Raw genomic sequence first — 18,604 nt, forward strand, 5'->3', positions numbered from 1 at the left:
TCCTGTCGCCTTGCAGGAGGAACCGTGTCGCACCCCCAGCCCCTCACCCCTGAGGACCGACTCGACGCCGCCAAACGGGAGTCGGAGATCCCCCGTATCGTCGCCGTCTGCGGATCGACCCGCTTCATGGCCGAGATGGCCGAGGCCGACCTGCGGGAGACCGCGGCCGGACGGATCGTCGTCAAGCCGGGGTGCGACCTGAAGTCGCCGCACAAGCTCTGGGCCGACCCCGGTGACGCCGAGGCGCTGAAGGTACGGCTCGACGCGCTGCACCGGGCGAAGATCCGGCTCGCCGACGAGGTGCTCGTGGTGGGCGACTACATCGGGGACAGCACGCGCGCCGAGATCGCCTACGCCCGCTCGCTGGGCAGGCCCGTGCGCTTCACGCACCCCGAGGCCGACCCCGAGGGGTGACCCCCGGCCCGGACCGGGGCCGTCGGCGCCGTGCGTCGCGGCAGCTGGCCCGCCACCGTCGCACCGAAGGCCAGGGCCATCCCCGCGAGCTGGAGAGCCGTCAGGCTCTCACTCAGGACCGCCCAGCCGAGCACCGCCGCCGTCAGCGGGGACAGCGGTCCGAGGAGCGTGGCCTGGGTCGCGGTGAGGCGGCCGATGCCGCGGAACCACAGGCAGTACGCGACCGCCGTGTTGACCAGGGCCAGGTAGGCGTACCCTCCGGCCGCGCCGGCGTCCAGGGCGGGCGGGGCGCCCTCCACCAGGAAGGCGAGCGGGGCGATCAGCAGGCCGCCCGCGGTCAGTTGCCAGCCGGTGAGGGCGAGAGGGCCGACGCCCTCGGGCCGGCCCCACTTCTGCGTCAGTACCGTGCCCGCGGACATCGACGCCGTGGCGGTGAACGCCGCCGTCACGCCCAGCGCGTCCAGCGCCCCCGCCGCCTTCAGCACCACCATGCTCACGCCGAGGGCGGCGACGCTCCCGGCCACGACGTCCCGGGGTGCGGGCCGCCGCCCCAGCAGCAGCGCGGACAGGCCCAGCACCAGCAGGGGGCCCACGGAACCGACGACCGCCGCCAACCCGCCCGGCAGGCGGTACGCGGAGAGGAACAGCAGTGGGAAGAACGCGCCGATGTTCAGCGCGCCGAGCACCGCCGCCTTCCACCACCAGGCGCCGCGCGGCAGCACCCGGGCGACCGCGAGGAGCAGCAGACCGGCGGGCAGGGCCCGGACCAGGGCCGTGAACAGGGGGCGCTCCGGCGGCAGGAACTCGGTGGTGACCACGTAGGTGGTGCCCCAGGAGACAGGAGCGAGAGCGGTGAGAGCCGCGACGGCGGCGCGACGGCGCGCGAGCATGGGCACCCCTTTCCAGAAGGTCGGCCACAAGTAGCTTAGCGCTAAGCTACTTGTTCGCAAGCTACTTTCTTGCGGGCAACCCGTGCTCCGCGGATACTCCCCGTCATGAGTGCACGCCCCGAGCCGCGCCACGCGGACCCCGTCGACGCGATCATCGAGCAGTGGGCCCGGGTGCGGCCCGACCTGGACACCGCCGGGATGGAGGTCTTCGGGCGGGTCTACCGGCTCGCGCGCGCCATGGGCGACCGTCACGAGCAGGTGTACGCGCCGTTCGGGATCTCCCGGGGCGAGTTCGACGTCCTCGCCACCCTGCGCCGTGCCGGGGAGCCGTACACCCTCTCACCCCGGCAGCTCTCGGCCACCCTGATGCTCACCACCGGCGGGATGACGGGCCGCCTCGACAAACTGGAGCGCGCGGGACTGCTGCGCCGCTCCCCCGACCCGCACGACCGGCGCGGGCTCCAGGTGACGCTGACCGAGGAAGGGCTGCGGCTGATCGACGAGGCGGTGGTCGCGGGCGTCGCCGAGCAGTCGCGGGCGCTGGCCGCCCTGAGCCCGGAGCGGGCGGCACTCCTCGCGGACCTGCTGCGCGACCTGCTGCTCGCCACCGAGCGCTAGACCCTTCCGTCCGGCCCACCCCGGCGTCGCGGGGTCGGGCCGGCAGAGGACGCACCGCGCCCCACAGCCGGCCTGATCCGAACGAAGGGCCACCCGGCCCACACGCGAACACGCCGAAGGGCGCCGGCGAGGTGCCGGCGCCCTTCGGGAAAGCGCGTGGTGCGGCCGCTCGTACGGACGCGAGCGGCTGCGGGTTCAGGCCTTGGCGTCCGCCTTGGTCCTGACGTTGGAGCTCGTCGGGTCCTTCTTCTGGTGGGACTTGTCGAGAGCCATCACCAGACCGGCGATGACCACGAAGAGCCCGATCGGGGCCAGGACGTAGAGACCCAGCGTCTCGATGACGCTCAGGCCCGTGCCGGGGTCGTCGCCGTCGTCGCGGGTCAGGGCGAGCGCGGGGGACGACATGAGCAGCATCATCAGCGTCGTACCGGCTGCCAGGGCGCCGGCGCGCAGGGCGTTCTTCTTGTCCACGGTCCCCAAAGTATCGAACGCCGTCGGGGGCCGCGCGCCCGGGGTGCCGTACGGGCGCGCGGGCCGGTCAGCCGCCGGGCGGGGCGTCGGCACGGAGCACGTCGACCAGGGCCCGCAGCCGGGGGGACGCGGCCAGGTCCTCCAGGGTCACCGGGCGTCCCTCCGCGTCGGCGACGGGCAGCCGCCAGTTCGGGTACTGGTCCCAGGTGCCGGGCAGATTCTGCGGACGCCGGTCCCCGACGCCGTCCGGCAGCCACACGCCGACCATGCGGGCAGGGGTGCGCAGCAGATAGCGGTACACCGCCTGGATCCCGGCCTCCTCACGGGAGGCGTCGGAGCCGCCTCCGGCCGTCGCGGGCAGCAGCCCCAGGTCCGCCAGCCGCTCCAGCCACTCCCCCACGTCCGCCGCGGCCTCCGCCCGCTCCTCGGCGAGCGGCCGGGTCAGCAGGCCCAGCCGGTCGCGCAGCTCCACGTGCTCGCCGGTGAGGCGGGCCGCGGTGGACGGCAGGTCGTGGGTGGTGGCAGTGGCCAGGCAGTCGGCGCGCCAGCGCTCCGGCGGCAGCGGGCGGCGGTCGCCCTCCCAGTCCCGCTCGAACCACAGCACCGACGTGCCGTACACCCCTCGGTCGCGCAGCGCCTCGCGCACGCCGGGCTCGACCGTCCCGAGGTCCTCGCCGATCACCAGGGACCCTGCGCGGGACGCCTCCAGGACGAGCACGGCGAGCATGGCCTCGGCGTCGTAGCGGACGTACGTCCCCTCCGTGGGCGGGCGGCCCTCGGGCACCCACCAGAGCCGGAACAGGCCCATCACATGGTCGATGCGCAGGGCGCCCGCGTACCGGAAGAGGCCCCGCAGCAGGTCGCGGAAGGGCGCGTACCCGCTCTCGGCGAGGCGGTCGGGGCGCCAGGGCGGCAGTCCCCAGTCCTGGCCGCGCGCGTTGAACGCGTCCGGGGGCGCGCCGACGGACATGCCGGGCGCGAAGTGGTCCTGCTGCGCCCAGGCGTCCGCGCCGGTGGGATGCACGCCGACCGCCAGGTCGTGCACGATTCCGACGCCCATCCCGGCCTCCCGCGCGGCCCGCTGGGCGGCCGTGAGCTGGGCGTCGGTGAGCCAGACGAGCCAGGAGTGGAAGTCGACGCGGTCCCGCAGCTCCTCGCGGGCGCGGGCGGTCTCCGCCGAGCGGGGGTCGCGCAGTGCGGCGGGCCAGCGGCGCCAGTCGGGACCGTGCGCCTCGGCGAGCGCGTACCAGGTGGCGTGGTCCTCCAGGGCCTGGCCCTGCTCGGCGCGGAAGGCGCGCAGGGCGGCGGCGCGGCCGGGGCCGGGCGGGACCGTCCGCACCAGTTCGAGGGCCTCCCGCTTGGCCTCCCAGACGGCGTCCCGGTCGATCAGCTCGCCCTTGCCGAGCACCGCCTCGCGCAGCCGCGCCGCCCGCTCCAGCAGGGCGTGCAGCCGCTCGCGGTCCTCGACGTACGCGAACTCGGGCACGGCCTCGACCCGCAGGTGCACGGGGTCGGGGAAGCGGCGCGAGGAGGGACGGTACGGGGAGGGGTCGGTCGGGGGTCCGGGCACGGCCGCGTGCAGCGGGTTCACCTGCACGAACCCGGCGCCCAGCGCGCGCCCGGCCCACCCGGCCAGCTCACCGAGGTCGGCGAGGTCGCCCATGCCCCAGGAGCGGCGGGAGAGCAGCGAGTACAGCTGCACCAGCAGCCCGTACGAGCGGCTCTCGACCGCGGGCAGCCGGGGCGGCGCGACGATCAGGTGGGAGCGGGCCGTGCGGCCGTCGGGGGCGGTGGCGGTCAGCAGGTGCACGCCGGGCGGGAGGTCCTCGGCCGACGCGCGGGTGCCGCCGTCCTCGGTGCGGATCTCCAGCCGGGTGCCCTCGGGCAGTGCGGCGAGCGCCTCGGGCGGGCGGGCGCCCCGGCCGACGACGGTGGGCGGCAGCAGCCGCTCGGCGATCTCCTGTTCGCGCACGGCCAGGGCGGCGCGGGCGGCCTCCTCGGTGGACGCGTCGACGCCGAGGGCGGCCAGGGCGCGGGTGACGGCGGCGGCCGAGGCCGGGACCGTCGTGTCCGGTGAGGGGCTGTAGGAGGTGGCGACACCGTGCAGCGCGGCGAGCCGGGACAGCGCCTCGGAGGGGGTCCCGTCCGGCCGTGGCCCGGTCACGCTAGGGCTCCGGGCGGTACTGGGCCGGGAAGGAGTCGAGTCCCGCGGAGTCCGAGGAGTCGGAGAAGATGTCGGACTCGCTGGTCAGCGGGGTGGCGTCGGCGAGCGGCGGTTCGCTGGTGAGGGGTTCCGCGTCGGGCAGCGGGGGTTCGCTGGTCAGGGGCGCCTCGGCGCCGGTGCCCTCGGCGCCGAGGAAGCAGTCGTGCGGGTCGCAGCCGGAGTGCTCCGCCTCGGAAGCGGAGGGATCCGCCACGGGTTTGGACAGGACCGGGGGAAAGACGTATGCCGCTGTAGCCACCAAGGGCCTCCTCGTCGAGCCGGACGTGCGGGTCATCTCGCAGCCCTACCCAGTGGACGCGAGCGCAGACGCACAAAGTCGTTCAACGTGAACCTGGTCACATTCTCTTCCCCTACTCTCACTCCACAGGGGGACAAATGCGCCACAACACCCCCTCTGATTGACACGTTCACTCCAGGAGTGGTGGGCTCTGGGCGTCTCGGTAACGGAATGGACACGGCCGCCGGTCGTAGGCCGGCCGGTCCCGGGGGATCAGGAGGGGCCTCGTGCAGCTGTGGCGTGGCAGAACGGCGTCCGCGCGGAGGACCGCACTCGCACTCGCCGTGCTCGCCGGATCCCTGGCCGTCGCGCCCGCCGCCACGGCCCTGCCCGCACCCGATCCGGCCCGGTCGCCCGCCGCCGACCCGGCCGACACGGGCGTCCCCGCGGTCTGGCCGCGCCCGCACTCCCTGCGCGCGAACGGCGCCCCGGTCCGCGTGACCGAGGAGGTCGCCCTGGCCGTCTCGCGGAACGCGGATCCCTACGCCGTGGAGGCGCTGAAGAGCGTCCTGCGGGAAGCCGGCGCGCTCCGGTTCACCGACCCCGGCGCACCGGTGCCCGAGGGGGCGCTCGTAGTGCGCGCGGGCGGCGAACGCGCCTCTGCCGACCCCCGTCACGCCCTCCCGGCGGGCGGCTACACCCTCACCTCCGGCGACGGCTCCGTGACCCTGACCGGGGCGGACGGCGAGGGCCTCTTCCACGCCGTGCAGACGCTGCGCCGCCTGGTGCGCCCGGACGCCACGCTCGCCGCCGCCGTCGTGCGGGACTGGCCCGCCACCGCCGTGCGCGGCATCACCGAGGGCTTCTACGGCACACCCTGGACGCACCGGCAGCGGCTCGGCCAGCTCGACTTCATGGGCCGCGCCAAGCTGAACCGCTACCTGTACGCGCCCGGCGACGACCTGTACCGGCAGGCCCGCTGGCGCGAGCCCTACCCGTCCGAGCGGCGCGCGGAGTTCCGCGAACTGGCCGAGCGGGCCGCCCGCAACCACGTCACCCTCGGCTGGGCCGTCGCGCCCGGACAGGCGATGTGCCTCTCCTCCGACGACGACCTGCGTGCGCTGACCCGCAAGCTGGACGCGATGTGGGCGCTGGGCTTCCGCGCCTTCCAGGTGCAGTTCCAGGACGTCAGCTACAGCGAGTGGCACTGCGGGGCGGACGCCGAACGGTTCGGGTCCGGACCCGAGGCGGCCGCCCGCGCCCAGGCGCACGTGGCCAACGCGGTCGCCCGGCACCTGGAGCGGCGCCACCCGGACGCGCCCGCGCTGTCCCTGATGCCCACCGAGTACTACGAGGACGGCTCGACCGCGTACCGGCGGGCGCTCGCGCGGGAGCTGGACGACGGCGTCGAGGTGGCGTGGACCGGCGTCGGCGTGGTGCCCCGCACGATCACGGGCCGTCAGCTCTCCGAGGCCCGCGAGGTGTTCGCGCACCCGCTGGTGACGATGGACAACTACCCGGTCAACGACTACGCCCCCGGACGGCTCTTCCTCGGTCCCTACCAGGGCCGGGAGCCCGCCGTGGCCGCCGGGTCGGCCGCGCTGCTCGCCAACGCGATGGAACAGCCCGAGGCGTCGCGCATCCCCCTCTTCACGGCCGCCGACTTCGCCTGGAACCCGCGCGAGTACCGCCCCCAGGAGTCGTGGCGGGCGGCGATCACCGACCTGGCCGGCGGCGACGCCCGGCGCGAGAAGGCGCTGACCGCCCTCGCCCGCAACACCGCCTCCTCCGTGCTGGGCGGCGCGGACGCGGCGTACCTGCGGCCGCTGATCGAGGAGTTCTGGCGCACCCGGCCCGCCGCGCGCGGCGAGGGCGACACGACGGCCGCCGGGCGGCTGTGTGCCGCCTTCACCGAGCTGCGCGAGCTGCCCGGCCGGCTGTCCGGCACCTCCCTCTCCGACGAGATCACCCCCTGGACCGGGCACCTCGCCCGCTACGGCGAGGCGGGCACGGCCGCGCTGGACATGCTGCGCGCCCAGCAGACGGGCGACGCTGGGGACGCCTGGACCGCGTACCGGCGGCTGGAGGCGCTGCGCACGGAACTGGAGTCGGCGCGGGTCACGGCCGCCGAGGACGTGCTTGGCCCGTTCCTGAACCGGGCGCGCACCGCGTACCGGAGCTGGGCGGGCGTCGCCCAGGCGCCCGGCGGGAGTGACGGCGGCACGCTGCGGCTGGAGGGCGCCCGGGTGCTGGACACCGTGACCGTGCTGGCCGAACCGGGCACCACCGGCTCCGTCGAGGTGCGTACGGAGGACGGGTCCTGGCGGCGGATCGGTGCGCTGGCCGCGGCCGGTGCCACCGAACTGCGCGCCGGTGAGCGGCCGGTGGACGCAGTGCGGGTCGTGGACGCGGACCCGGAGCGGGTGCGGCACGTGGTGCCGTGGTTCGCCGACGTGCCGGACGCCGTGGTGGAACTGCCCGGCGACCGCGCCGACGCCGACATCGGCCGCACCCGCACGGTGACGGTCACCCTCGGCTCGGCCCGCCCCGAGGACGTGCGGGACCGGCTGACCGTGGACGCGCCCGAGGGCGTCGACGTGCGGGTCCCGAAGGAGCCGCTGTCCGTGCCGCGCGGAACGGAGGTGCGGGTGCCGGTCGAGGTGACCGTGCGGCCGGGCACGCCCACCCGGTCCTACGACGTCCGCCTCGGCTTCGGCGGCGCGGCCCGCACGCTGACCGTGGACGCGGTGCCGCCCGTCGGCGGCCCCGACGTGGCCCGTACCGGCCGCGCGGAGTCCTCGGCCGACGAGACGCCCGACTTCCCGGCGTCGGCGGCCAACGACGGGGATTCCGGCACCCGCTGGTCGTCGCCGGCCGAGGACGACGCGTGGTGGCAGGTGGAGCTGGACCGCCCGGTGCGGCTCGGCAAGGTCGACCTGCGCTGGCAGGAAGCGCACGCCTCGGCGTACCGCGTGGAGGTCTCCCGGGACGGCCGCGCCTGGCGCACGGCCGCGGAGGTCCGCGACAGCCGCGGCGGCCACGAGACGGTCCGCATGGACGAGCCGGACGTCCGCCACATCCGCGTCCAGGGCGAGGAGCGGGCCACGCGGTACGGGTACTCGCTGTGGTCGGTGGAGGCGTACGCGGTCGCGGACTGAGCGCGCGGGAGCCGGGGCGGGTGCGCCCCGGCTCCCTTTTCACTTCCGTCTGACCGTCGATTCTTCACGACCAACTATTCACTCAGTACATGTACTCAGTACATACTGAGCCCATGAGCACCCGTCACATCCTGCTGGGCCTGCTGGCCACGGGACCGAGCCACGGCTACGACCTGAAGCGGCGTCACGACGAACGCTTCCCGCAAGCCCGCCCGCTGGCCTACGGGCAGGTCTACACGACGCTCCAGCGTCTGGTCCGGGACGGTCTCGCCGAGGTCGAGGGCACCGACTCGGACGGCGGCCCGGAGCGGACCGTGTACCACGTCACGGAGGCGGGGGCGCGCGAACTGTCCGGCTGGGCGGCGGAGATCGCGCCGCCCGCGCCGTTCGTGACGAACGAGATCTTCGCGAAGGTCGTCGTGGCCATCCTGTCCGGCGGCGACCCGGCCGCGTACCTGCGGGCCCAGCGCGCCGCCCACATGCGGCGCATGCGCGAACTGACCACCGTGAAGTCGGACCCGGGCGCCGACCTGGCCACCGTGCTCTCGGCGGACTTCGCCCTCAACCACCTGGACGCCGACCTCCGCTGGATGACCACCACGGCGGCCCGGCTCACCACCCTGACCGCGGAGGTCGACGCAGCATGAAGAACACAGGCACGCCCGGGCCGCTCCTCGCGGCCCACGACCTGGTGAAGGCGCACGGCGCGACACCCGCGCTGCGCGGCGCGTCGCTGAGCCTGGGCGCCGGCGAGATCCTCGCGGTCACCGGCGCGAGCGGCAGCGGCAAGTCGACCCTGCTGCACTGCATGGCCGGCATCGTCCGCCCGCACGAGGGCTCGGTGACGTACGACGGGCAGCGGCTCGACCGGTTGCCGGAGAAACGGCTGAGCGAGCTGCGCCGCACCGGCTTCGGCGTGGTCTTCCAGTTCGGACAGCTCATCCCGGAACTCACGGCGCTGGACAACGTGGCGCTGCCCCTGTTGCTGGCCGGTACCTCCCGGCCGCGCGCCCACCAGCAGGCCCGTGACTGGCTGGAGCGGTTCGGGGCGCACGACCTGGCGGCCCTGCGGCCCGGACGGATGAGCGGCGGCCAGGCCCAGCGGACCGCCCTCGCGCGAGCGCTGGTGACCGGTCCGAAGGTGGTGTTCGCCGACGAGCCGACCGGGGCGCTGGACTCCCTGGCGGCCGAGCAGGTGATGACGGCGCTGGCGCACACGGCGCGCGAGGCGGGCACCGCGGTCCTGCTGGTCACGCACGACGCCAGGACCGCCGCGTACGCGGACCGGGAGGTGTCCCTGCTCGACGGCGTGGTCGTGGCGGAGGACCCCGCGCTGGAGGTGACCCCGTGACCGCGGACCTGCGACTGGCCTGGCACCTGGTGCGCGGCTCCGACCGGCACGAGTGGTGGCGGATCGCACTGACCGGCGTCGGGGCGCTGCTCGCCGCCGCGCTCGCGCAGGGCGCGGCGGTACTGGCGTCGGTGCGCGGGCACCACGACTTCCCCGTCGCGCACGGGCTGCTGGACGACCCCGGGGAGCGGTCGGGCGTGATCGCCGCGCTGTTGCTCCTGCTGATCCCCGTGCTCGGGTTCGTCGGGCAGAGCGCCCGGCTCGGCGCGGTCCACCGGGACCGGCGGCTGGCGGGGCTGCGGCTGGCGGGCGCCACGCCGTGGCAGGTGCGGCGGATCGCGGCGGCGGAGACCGGCCTGGCCTGTCTGGCCGGGTCGGCGGCGGCCGGCCTGCTCGCGGCCGTGGTGGTGGCCCGCATGGACGGGCACACCTCGGCGTGGACGTGGGCGGGGGTCGCGGCCGTCGTGCTGGGGATGCCCGTGCTGGGCGCGCTGACCGCCGTACTCGTCCTGCGCCGGGTGGTGGCCTCGCCGCTCGGCACGGTCCGCCGGGTACGGGCGGCCACACGCCCCAAGCCTGCTGCGTTCGGGCTGGTGGCGCTGTTCCTGATCGTCCTGTTCCTGTCGTACGTGGGCCTGGACGCGGGGCGGGGCGGCTTCTCCGCCGCGCCCGCGCTCATCGTCTGCGTCCTCGCCCTGACCGGGGCGGGCGCCGTGTGGCTGGTGGGCGCTTCGGCGCGGTTCACCGGCCGGCTGCTGGCCGCCCGTACGGGGAGCCCGGCGGTCCTCATCGCGGCGGAACGCCTGCGCGACGACCCGTGGGCGGCGGCCCGTACGCACACGGTGGTGCTGCTGGTGACGGTGGCGGGCACGGCCTACACCGGGATCCGGCGGACCCTGCTGGAGGCACTGGGCTCCGGCGGGAGCATGGCGGAGGACCTGGAGTTCTACACCACCGGGATCGACCTGACGGCCGCGGCCATCGGCGTCGGCCTCGTGATCACCCTGGCGGGGCTGGCCGTCGGCACGGCCGAGTCCGTCGCCACCCGCCGCCGTACCCTCGCGGCGCAGGCCGCGGCGGGCGTGCCGCGCGCGGTCCTCGGCCGGGCGCTGCTGCTGGAGACCGCCCTGCCGCTGGCTCCGGGCATGCTGCTCGCGGGCGTCGGCGGCGGCGCGATCGGTCTCCGGTACGCCGCGCTCGCCGAAGGGGGCGGCTGGTCGGCGTCCTGGACGCTCCTGCTGGTGCCGGCCGCCGTCTACACGGCGTCCCTCCTGGCGGCCGCCACCGCCCTCCCGCTGCTGCACCGCACGGTGCGGCCGTCGGAGCTGCGGTACGCCTGACCGGCGACGATCGCCCGGTCCGGGAGGGGCGGGGGGCTTTCCGGGCCGGGGCGGGGCGTAGCGACCGGGACGAGGCGACTCCGGACCGCGCTGCGGCTCCGCTCGTCCCGCCCGGCGTGCGGGCACTCCGGCGCCGGTCGGTCGTCGGCAGGGATTCCGTGCGGGTGTCACTGCGCCTGTACCCGCGCCGAGCCGGACCGGAAGGCCGGACGCCGGACGCGGGGCCCGCAGCGCGGCGCACGCCTCTCACAGCCGGGCGGAAGCGCCGCACGGGTGGCGGGAGCGACCCGCCGGCGCAGGCGGAGTCGCCGGCTGCCGCCCGCCGTCGGGCGACCGCCGGGCGGAGAGCGACGACGCCCCGGCGTCAGCCCTCACTCGTGGACGCCCGCCGTCAGGCGGAGATCCCGTCGATCCGTGCCAGCGCGTCGTCCGCGCCGTACGGCTGGAGGTACGGCAGCCAGCGCGGGTCGCGGTGGCCCGTGCCGATGATGCGCCAGGCCAGGCCCGTCGGCGGGGCGGGCTTGTGGCGCAGGCGCCAGCCCAGTTCGAAGAGGTGGCGGTCGGCCTTCACGTGGTTGCAGCGGCGGCAGGACGCCACCACGTTGTCCCAGACGTGCTTGCCCCCGCGGCTGCGCGGGATGACATGGTCGACGCTGGTGGCGACGCCACCGCAGTACATGCACCGGCCCCCGTCACGGGCGAACAGCGCCCTGCGGGTGAGTGGAACGGGCCCCCGGTAGGGAACCCGCACGAAACGCTTGAGCCGGACCACGCTGGGTGCGGGGACGGTGACGGTCGCGCTGTGCAGATAGGCGCCGGTCTCCTCGAGGCAGACTGCCTTGTTCTCGAGGACGAGCACGAGCGCGCGGCGGAGCGGTACGACACCGAGCGGCTCGTACGACGCGTTGAGGACCAGGACATGCGGCACGGACGGCCTCCTTGTACGCCGGCGGCGCGTGGCTCGCGCCGGGACGATCCGTAGTCAGTTTCCCCTCATGCCTGGTGAACGCGCCACCATGTGCCGGTAACGGGCTGGGAGTGTTTTCGACCACACCCCGGTACATCCCCAGGATCGTGGCCTGTTCAAGCGCAGGTGAGCGCGGTCTCTTCTTCACACATCCCGCCGATCCACTCACAATGCCCCGTTAGTGTGGTGGTTCTGTCCCCACCGGTGACCTGTTCGTGATCCGGCCGGTCTTGACGCCCGCACCGGGGACGGTCGTGCACCTGGAGGTACCCGCCGTGTCCTTGTCAGCCGCCCTGTCGGCAGCCGACCCCTCACCGACCCCCGCGGAGTCGGGGACCCCACGGGTCCCCTCGCTGCAGGACGCCCAGGAGAGCGCCACGAGCGCGGCCGGCTGGGTCGAGGAGAACTGGTCGACGTGGCTCGCCATCGGGCTGCGGGTGCTGCTCATCGTGGTGATCGCGGTGGTGCTGCGCGTGCTCGTGCGGCGGGCCATCACCAAGCTGGTCGACCGCATGTCCCGCTCCAACCAGACGCTGGAGGGCGGCGGCCTCGGAGGGCTCCTGGTCAACGCCGAGCGGCGCCGCCAGCGGTCCATGGCGATCGGCTCGGTGCTGCGCTCCGTGGCGTCGTTCCTGATCATGGGCACGGCCGCGCTGATGGTGCTGGGCACCTTCCAGATCAACCTCGCGCCCCTGCTGGCGTCGGCCGGTGTGGCCGGTGTGGCGATCGGTTTCGGCGCCCGCAACCTGGTCACGGACTTCCTCTCCGGCGTTTTCATGATCCTCGAGGACCAGTACGGCGTCGGCGACACGGTCGACGCGGGCGTGGCCACCGGCGAGGTGATCGAGGTCGGGCTGCGGGTGACGAAGCTGCGCGGCGCCGACGGCGAGATCTGGTACGTGCGCAACGGTGAGGTCAAGCGCATAGGGAACCTCTCTCAGGGCTGGGCGACCGCCAACGTGGACGTCACGGTCCGCGCCGACGAGGACCTGGACCGGGTGAAGGCCGTGCTGAGCGACGTCGCCGAGCGGACCAGCAAGGAGGAGCCCTGGAACGAGCTCCTGTGGAGCCCGGTCGAGGTCCTCGGCCTGGACTCGGTGCTGCTGGACTCGATGGTGGTCCGCGTCTCCGCGAAGACCATGCCCGGCAAGTCGCTCACCGTGGAGCGGGAGCTGCGCTGGCGCATCAAGCGCGCCTTCGACGCGAACGGCATCCGCATCGTCGGCGGGGCCACGGCCACGGAGGACGCCCCGGCCCCCGACCCGACGGCGGGGGTGGCCGCGCCGTCCGCGTACGCCAGCTCCGTGTCCCCGCAGTCGATGGCCGCGTCCCCGCTGCCGGGACCGAACACCGTCAAGTAGCCGCAGGACCACCGAGGGGCGGCGTCCGGATGTCCCGGACGCCGCCCCTTCGCCGTGCCCGGGGCCTGCTCTTGACGCCCGCTCCGCGCCGCGCCTACCGTCCCCTTCAAACAGGAAACTTTCCTAATAGTCGCCCGAGGGCGGCCCGCCCCAGGATGGACGTCCCTGCGGCTCGCTGAGAAGCTGTGCAGTCGACGAAGGGCAGGTGGCGCACCCCATGGCAGGAACAGCCGGCACACCGGGCACCCCGAGCGTCCTGCGCGCCATGAACGACCGTGCCGCCCTGGACCTCCTGCTGGAGCACGGCCCACTGTCGCGCACCCGGACAGGCAAGCTCACCGGCCTGTCCAAGCCGACCGCCTCCCAGCTCCTGGCCCGCCTGGAGGCGGCCGGGCTGGTCCTCGCCACCGGCACCACGGAGGGCCGTCCGGGCCCGGGCGCCCAGCTCTACGCCGTGAACCCGGCAGCCGCGTACGCCGCCGCGCTGGACGTGACCCCGCACCGGATCCGCGCGGCCGTCGCCGACATCACCGGCCGCACCGTCGGACACCACGAACTGCCCACCCCCGGCCGCCGCCCCGCCGTACCCGTCGTCCAGCAGGTCACCGACGCCCTGGACGGCGCGGTGAAGGCGGCCGGACTGACCCGCGGTGACATCCACCGGACGGTGATAGGCACCCCCGGCGCGTTCGACCCGAACACCGGCCGCCTGCGCTACGCCTCCCACCTGCCGGGCTGGCACTCCCCCACACTGCTGGACGAGCTGGCGGCCGCCCTGCCGATGCCGTGCGACTACGAGAACGACGTCAACCTGGCCGCCCTGGCCGAACAGCGGCTGGGCGCGGCCCGCGGCCACGGCGACTTCGTCCTTCTGTGGAACCAGGAGGGCCTGGGCGCCGCCCTGGTGCTGGGCGGCCGGCTGCACCGCGGCTTCACGGGCGGCGCCGGCGAGGTCGGCTTCCTGCCGGTGCCCGGCACCCCGCTGGTCCGCCAGGTCACCAGGGCCAACAGCGGCGGCTTCCAGGAGCTGTCCGGCGCCCAGGCCGTGCCCCGCCTGGCCCGCGAGCTGGGCGTCGAGGACATCCCCGACGGCCCGTACGCCGAGGTGGCGGCGGCTGTGCTGGAGCGCGCCGCGGCCCGCCCCGACGAGGAACCGCACCGCGCGCTGCTCCGCAGCTACGCCACCCGTCTGGCGACCGGCCTGGCCTCCCTGGTCGCCGTCCTCGACCCGGCGCTCGTCGTGCTGAGCGGCACCGCCCTCACCGCGGGCGGCGAGCCGCTGCGCGAGCTGGTCCAGGCCGAACTGGCGGAACTGGCGGCCTCCCGGCCGCGGCTCGTCCTCGCCGGCGTCCGTGAGCACCCCGTGCTGCGCGGCGCGCTGGAGAGCGCCCTCGCGACCACCCGCGACGAGGTCTTCGACACCTCGCGCCGGCCCTGATCCGCGCATCCAGCAGACGTTCGCCGAGGACATCGCCCTCACCGGAGACAAGGGACACCGCATGAAACTCACCGTGGTCGGCGGAGGCTCGACCTACACACCCGAACTCATCGACGGATTCGCACGGCTGAGGGACGTCCTGCCCGTCACGGAGCTGGTCCTCACCGACCCGGCGACGGACCGCCTGGACCTGATCGGCCCCCTCTCCCGGCGCATCTTCGCCCGCCTGGGCCACCCGGGCCGCGTCACCACGACCACCGACCTGGACGCGGCGGTCGAGGGCGCCGACGCGGTCCTCCTCCAACTGCGCGTGGGCGGCCAAGCGGCGCGCCTCCAGGACGAGAAGTGGCCCCTCGGATGCGGCTGCGTCGGCCAGGAGACGACCGGCGCGGGCGGTCTGGCCAAGGCGCTGCGCACGGTGCCGGTCGTGCTGGACATCGCCGACCGGGTCCGCCGCACCAACCCCGACGCGTGGATCATCGACTTCACCAACCCGGTGGGCATCGTGACCCGCGCCCTGCTCCGGGAGGGCCACAAGGCCCTGGGCCTGTGCAACGTGGCGATCGGCCTCCAGCGCAAGTTCGCCGCCCTGCTGGACGTGGCCCCCTCCGAGGTCCGCCTGGACCACGTGGGCCTGAACCACCTCACGTGGGAGACGGCGGTCCACGTGAACGACGAGAACGTCCTCCCGCGCCTCCTCTCCGACCACGGCGAGACGATCGCCGCGGACCTTCGCCTCCCCCTCCCCCTCCTCACCACCCTGGGCGTGATCCCCTCCTACTACCTCCGCTACTTCTACGCGCACGACGAAGTGGTGCAGGAAATGCGCAGCAAGCCCTCCCGTGCGGCCGAAGTGGCCCGCATGGAGCAGGAACTGCTCACCCTCTACGCCGACCCGGCCCTCGACGAGAAGCCGGCCCTGCTCGCGAAGCGGGGCGGGGCGTACTACTCGGAGGCGGCGGTGGACCTGGCGGCGGCGCTCCTCCGCAACGCGGGCTCGCAGCACCAGGTGGTGAACACCCTCAACAACGGCACGCTCCCCTTCCTGCCCGACGACGCGGTGATCGAGGTCCCGGCGACGGTCACCACCAAGGGCGCGGCACCCCTCCCCGTACAACGGCTCGACCCCCTCCTCTCCGGTCTGATGGCGAACGTGACGGCGTACGAGGACCTGGCTCTGGAGGCGGCCCTGCGCGGCGGGCGGGACCGGGTCTTCCGCGCCCTGCTCGCCCACCCCCTGATCGGCCAGTACGCGTACGCCGACCGCCTGACCGACGACCTGATCGCGCACAACCGGGAGCACCTCACGTGGGCCTGACCGCAGCCGTCCTCGCCGTCGACGCGGGCAACAGCAAGACGGACGTGGCGGTGATCGCCCCCGACGGCACGGTGCTGTCCACGGCCCGAGGAGGCGGCTTCCGCCCACCGGCGGACGGCCTGGACAAGGCGATGGAGACCCTCACCGCAGCCGTCACCGAGGCCCTGCGGGCGGCGGGCGCCCCCACGGCCGCCCACACCTCGGCCTGCCTGGCCAACGCGGACCTCCCGATCGAGGAGGAGGAACTCACCGAGGCCATCGCGTCCCGCCGCTGGTCCTCCACGGTCACGGTCCGCAACGACACGTTCGCCATCCTCCGCGCGGGAGTCCCCGAACCTCGGGGCGTCGCGGTGGTCTGCGGCGCGGGCATCAACTGCGTCGGCATGCGCCCCGACGGCCGTACGGCACGCTTCCCCGCCCTGGGCCGCTTCTCGGGCGACTGGGGCGGCGGCTGGGCCCTGGCCGAGGAGGCCCTGTACCACGCGGCGCGCGCGGACGACGGCCGCGGCGATCCCACCGCCCTGGCCACCACCCTCCCCGCCCACTACGGCGTCCCCGACATGCCCGCCCTGATCGAGGCCCTGCACCTCGGCCGCATCCCGCACCACCGCCGCCACGAGGCGACCCCGGTCCTCTTCGCCACGGCGGCCCGGGGCGACGCCGTGGCCCGCGGCGTCATCGACCGACAGGCGACCGAGATAGTCACGATGGCGACGGTGGCCCTCACCCGCCTGGACCTCCTCGACGAGGAGACGCCGGTCTGCCTGGGAGGCAGCGTCCTGGCGGCGGACCACCCCCTCCTCACGGAGGGCATCCGCACCAGACTCCAGGCAGCGGCCCCCAAAGCCGTATCCCACCTGGTGACGGCGCGCCCGGTCCTGGGAGCGGCCCTCCTCGGCCTGGACGACGTGGAGGCCCCACCGGAGGCACACGACCGCCTGCGCGCGCACTTCACGTAACGGGCCGGCCGCATACGGCGGGAGGGGGACGGGGCGGCGTTGCCCGCCCGCAGCGGCCGGCGCGTCCGCACCCTGAGCTGTCCAGGAAGCGCAGCCGCGCCGGACCGAGGACGGGCGGCCCCACCGCGGCCCCGGCCCCCCACCCCACCGTGGGCGCGACAGCAGCCCCACCGAACAGAACGATGCGCCGCAGGCCTCGGACCTCAGCCCCCCTCCCAGACAGGCGCCACGCACCCGCCCACGGGCACAACGTCCCGGAACCGAACGGATTTTCCGGGCGTGTTCCTGGGCAGGGTGGGGGGCGGCGGCCGGAACTTCCGGCCATCACGCTGCAATTGGATCAAGATCGGGCCAAGGCCGGTGCGGATGTCGCCCCCGACGGCGATACTTGCCGCGGAGGATGACCATGGGGGAGGTCAGATGACACACACACCCGATACGGGCGCGCCACCGACGCTGCCCGCGATCCCGCCCCAGCCGTCGTCCCTCCCGGCCCCCGGCAGCAGCACCGCCCCACCCCCCGCACCCGCCTCTCCGCCCACACCCCCCGCCCGCCGCCGCACGGCCTTCGCCGAGGGCGTCGACAAGCTCCGCCACGCCGCCACCACGGAACCCGGCCGCCTCCGCATCATCGGGGCGGTCCTCGCCGCCCTGGTCGTCGCGTTCGGGGCGGTGACGGCCTGGCAGATGACCGACCGGGCGGCGGCCGCGGACGCCGTCCTCACCAGCAGCCAGCCCCTCACTTCCGACGCCGCCGACATCTACCGCTCCCTCGCGGACGCGAACACCGCGGCGGGCAGCGGCTTCCTCGCGGGCGGCCAGGAGTCCGCGGCCACCCGTGACCGCTACGAACGCGACATCGCGACGGCCGCCTCGAAACTGGTGAACGCGGCGGCCAACGCGGCCCCGGGCTCCCCCTCCACGGCCACCATCACCGAGCTCAACCGCCTTCTCCCCGAGTACAAGGGCCTGGTCGAACGCGCCCGCACGTACAACCGCCAGGGATATCCCGTGGGCGGCGCCTACCTGCGCTACGCGAACGAGAAGATGCAGCAGGAGATGCTCCCGGCCGCCCAGGACCTCTACACGATGGAGAACGAACGCCTCCGCGCGGACTACGCGGACGCGACCCCGTACCCCTGGCCGGCGATCGCCCTGGGCCTGGCCACCCTCGCGGCCCTCGCCCGGGTGCAGCGCCGTACGTACCTCCGCACGAACCGCGTCCTCAACCACGGCCTCGTCGCGGCGACGACGGCGACCACCGTCGTGCTCCTCTGGCTCACCGCCGGTCACGCCCTCGCCCGCTCGCACCTCGACGACTCCTACGACCACGGCGTCCGGTCCCTCGCCGTCCTCCACGACGCCCGCATCGCCTCCCTCAAGGCCCGCGGCAACGAGAACCTGACCCTCGTCGCCCGCGGCGCGGAAACGGTGAAGGTCGGCGACACGACCCTCGACGCCTACGACCACGACTTCACCCGCGACATCGACGCCCTCGCCGAGGGTCTGGCCCACGCCCGGCGCCTCGCGGACGACGACACCGGCGCGAAGCCGGTGACCGCGGCCATGGGCAACATGACGGAGTGGAAGAAGCGTCACGCGGCCGCCCGCGAGCAGGACGAGAACGGCAACTACCAGCAGGCGCTGGACATGGTGATCGGCGCGAAGGGCGCGACGGGCGAGTGCTTCGACGCGGTCGACAAGAACCTGGCGACGGCGCTGAAGCACGAGGAGGCCGAGTTCGCGACGGCGGCCGGCGACGGCCGGGACGCGCTGACGGGCCTGCCGACGGGCGCGGCGGTCCTCGCCGTGCTGGGCGCGGCCGGCGCGGTGCTGGGCATCGGCCGCAGGCTCTCGGAGTACCGATGACGGAGCGAC

At 74.7% G+C, this 18,604-nt stretch carries 16 protein-coding genes; 11 read left to right on the forward strand and 5 right to left on the reverse strand.

What is annotated here, in order from left to right; translation table 11 throughout:
* Nucleotides 1-24: 24 nt before the first annotated feature.
* Nucleotides 25-414, forward strand: coding sequence for a hypothetical protein (locus tag ACF1AG_RS03420; RefSeq protein WP_359604949.1), 390 nt, complete (start codon nt 25-27; stop codon nt 412-414).
* On the opposite strand, the gene ACF1AG_RS03425 is transcribed toward ACF1AG_RS03420, so the two are convergent.
* Nucleotides 351-1,304, reverse strand: coding sequence for an EamA family transporter (locus ACF1AG_RS03425; protein ID WP_359604947.1), 954 nt, complete (start codon nt 1,302-1,304; stop codon nt 351-353). The genes ACF1AG_RS03420 and ACF1AG_RS03425 overlap by 64 nt on opposite strands.
* A 105-nt stretch (nt 1,305-1,409) precedes the next feature.
* Here ACF1AG_RS03425 and ACF1AG_RS03430 point away from each other — a divergent pair, with 105 nt between their 5' ends.
* On the forward strand, nt 1,410-1,922 hold the full coding sequence (locus tag ACF1AG_RS03430) for a MarR family winged helix-turn-helix transcriptional regulator (RefSeq protein WP_391809259.1): 513 nt from the start codon (nt 1,410-1,412) through the stop codon (nt 1,920-1,922).
* A 195-nt stretch (nt 1,923-2,117) separates the two neighbouring features.
* Here the strand turns inward: ACF1AG_RS03430 and ACF1AG_RS03435 are convergent, their stop codons facing one another.
* From ACF1AG_RS03435 to ACF1AG_RS03445, 3 genes are all read right to left on the reverse strand, one after another.
* Nucleotides 2,118-2,393 (reverse strand): hypothetical protein, encoded by a 276-nt coding sequence (locus ACF1AG_RS03435; RefSeq protein ID WP_359604153.1) that lies wholly within the window; start codon nt 2,391-2,393, stop codon nt 2,118-2,120.
* Nucleotides 2,394-2,460: 67 nt separating this feature from the next.
* Nucleotides 2,461-4,557 carry a 4-alpha-glucanotransferase gene (gene malQ / locus ACF1AG_RS03440; protein ID WP_387794486.1) on the reverse strand — a complete coding sequence of 699 codons (2,097 nt, stop codon included), beginning with the start codon at nt 4,555-4,557 and terminating at the stop codon, nt 2,461-2,463.
* Between the two features lies 1 nt (nt 4,558).
* A complete protein-coding gene (locus tag ACF1AG_RS03445) occupies nt 4,559-4,855 on the reverse strand; it encodes a hypothetical protein (RefSeq protein ID WP_391809260.1) in 297 nt (98 codons plus the stop codon).
* A gap of 266 nt (nt 4,856-5,121) precedes the next feature.
* On the opposite strand from ACF1AG_RS03445, the gene ACF1AG_RS03450 reads away from it, so the two are divergent.
* The 4 genes from ACF1AG_RS03450 to ACF1AG_RS03465 all read left to right on the forward strand — a co-directional run bounded on the left by ACF1AG_RS03450 (nt 5,122) and on the right by ACF1AG_RS03465 (nt 10,683).
* Complete coding sequence (locus ACF1AG_RS03450) at nt 5,122-7,992, forward strand: beta-N-acetylglucosaminidase domain-containing protein (RefSeq protein WP_359604147.1); 2,871 nt, start codon at nt 5,122-5,124, stop codon at nt 7,990-7,992.
* Between the two features lie 113 nt (nt 7,993-8,105).
* Nucleotides 8,106-8,639, forward strand: coding sequence for a PadR family transcriptional regulator (locus ACF1AG_RS03455; RefSeq protein WP_359604145.1), 534 nt, complete (start codon nt 8,106-8,108; stop codon nt 8,637-8,639).
* The gene (locus ACF1AG_RS03460) at nt 8,636-9,343 is read left to right on the forward strand and encodes an ABC transporter ATP-binding protein (protein ID WP_359604143.1); all 708 of its coding nucleotides are present in this window, start codon (nt 8,636-8,638) and stop codon (nt 9,341-9,343) included. The genes ACF1AG_RS03455 and ACF1AG_RS03460 overlap by 4 nt, the downstream gene beginning before the upstream one ends.
* Nucleotides 9,340-10,683: an FtsX-like permease family protein gene (locus tag ACF1AG_RS03465; protein WP_359604141.1), complete on the forward strand. Its 1,344-nt coding sequence runs from the start codon at nt 9,340-9,342 to the stop codon at nt 10,681-10,683. Before ACF1AG_RS03460 ends, ACF1AG_RS03465 begins: the two co-directional genes overlap by 4 nt.
* A 391-nt stretch (nt 10,684-11,074) precedes the next feature.
* Here ACF1AG_RS03465 and ACF1AG_RS03470 read toward each other — a convergent pair whose 3' ends face one another.
* Nucleotides 11,075-11,611 carry an HNH endonuclease gene (locus tag ACF1AG_RS03470; RefSeq protein ID WP_006133642.1) on the reverse strand — a complete coding sequence of 179 codons (537 nt, stop codon included), beginning with the start codon at nt 11,609-11,611 and terminating at the stop codon, nt 11,075-11,077.
* Nucleotides 11,612-11,925: 314 nt separating this feature from the next.
* Here ACF1AG_RS03470 and ACF1AG_RS03475 point away from each other — a divergent pair, with 314 nt between their 5' ends.
* From ACF1AG_RS03475 to ACF1AG_RS03495, 5 genes are all read left to right on the forward strand, one after another.
* Complete coding sequence (locus tag ACF1AG_RS03475) at nt 11,926-13,011, forward strand: mechanosensitive ion channel family protein (RefSeq protein WP_359604139.1); 1,086 nt, start codon at nt 11,926-11,928, stop codon at nt 13,009-13,011.
* Nucleotides 13,012-13,228: 217 nt separating this feature from the next.
* On the forward strand, nt 13,229-14,449 hold the full coding sequence (locus tag ACF1AG_RS03480) for an ROK family transcriptional regulator (protein ID WP_359604137.1): 1,221 nt from the start codon (nt 13,229-13,231) through the stop codon (nt 14,447-14,449).
* Between the two features lie 61 nt (nt 14,450-14,510).
* Nucleotides 14,511-15,767: a 6-phospho-beta-glucosidase gene (locus ACF1AG_RS03485; RefSeq protein WP_359604135.1), complete on the forward strand. Its 1,257-nt coding sequence runs from the start codon at nt 14,511-14,513 to the stop codon at nt 15,765-15,767.
* The gene (locus ACF1AG_RS03490; RefSeq protein WP_359604133.1) at nt 15,758-16,726 is read left to right on the forward strand and encodes a BadF/BadG/BcrA/BcrD ATPase family protein; all 969 of its coding nucleotides are present in this window, start codon (nt 15,758-15,760) and stop codon (nt 16,724-16,726) included. Before ACF1AG_RS03485 ends, ACF1AG_RS03490 begins: the two co-directional genes overlap by 10 nt.
* Nucleotides 16,727-17,146: 420 nt before the next feature.
* On the forward strand, nt 17,147-18,595 hold the full coding sequence (locus tag ACF1AG_RS03495) for a hypothetical protein (protein ID WP_359604131.1): 1,449 nt from the start codon (nt 17,147-17,149) through the stop codon (nt 18,593-18,595).
* The last annotated feature ends 9 nt before the right edge of the window (nt 18,596-18,604 follow it).

This window comes from Streptomyces sp. NPDC014764 (assembly GCF_043082785.1).
Lineage (GTDB): Bacteria > Actinomycetota > Actinomycetes > Streptomycetales > Streptomycetaceae > Streptomyces > Streptomyces althioticus.

What these genes read in the sequence shown, in the direction of transcription:
- ACF1AG_RS03425 (WP_359604947.1), bottom strand. Translation starts at nt 1,304, where the DNA reads ATGCTCGCGCGCCGTCGCGCCGCCGTCGCGGCTCTCACCGCTCTCGCT.
- ACF1AG_RS03430 (WP_391809259.1), top strand. Translation starts at nt 1,410, where the DNA reads ATGAGTGCACGCCCCGAGCCGCGCCACGCGGACCCCGTCGACGCGATC.
- ACF1AG_RS03455 (WP_359604145.1), top strand. Translation starts at nt 8,106, where the DNA reads ATGAGCACCCGTCACATCCTGCTGGGCCTGCTGGCCACGGGACCGAGC.
- ACF1AG_RS03460 (WP_359604143.1), top strand. Translation starts at nt 8,636, where the DNA reads ATGAAGAACACAGGCACGCCCGGGCCGCTCCTCGCGGCCCACGACCTG.
- ACF1AG_RS03480 (WP_359604137.1), top strand. Translation starts at nt 13,229, where the DNA reads ATGGCAGGAACAGCCGGCACACCGGGCACCCCGAGCGTCCTGCGCGCC.
- ACF1AG_RS03485 (WP_359604135.1), top strand. Translation starts at nt 14,511, where the DNA reads ATGAAACTCACCGTGGTCGGCGGAGGCTCGACCTACACACCCGAACTC.
- ACF1AG_RS03495 (WP_359604131.1), top strand. Translation starts at nt 17,147, where the DNA reads ATGACACACACACCCGATACGGGCGCGCCACCGACGCTGCCCGCGATC.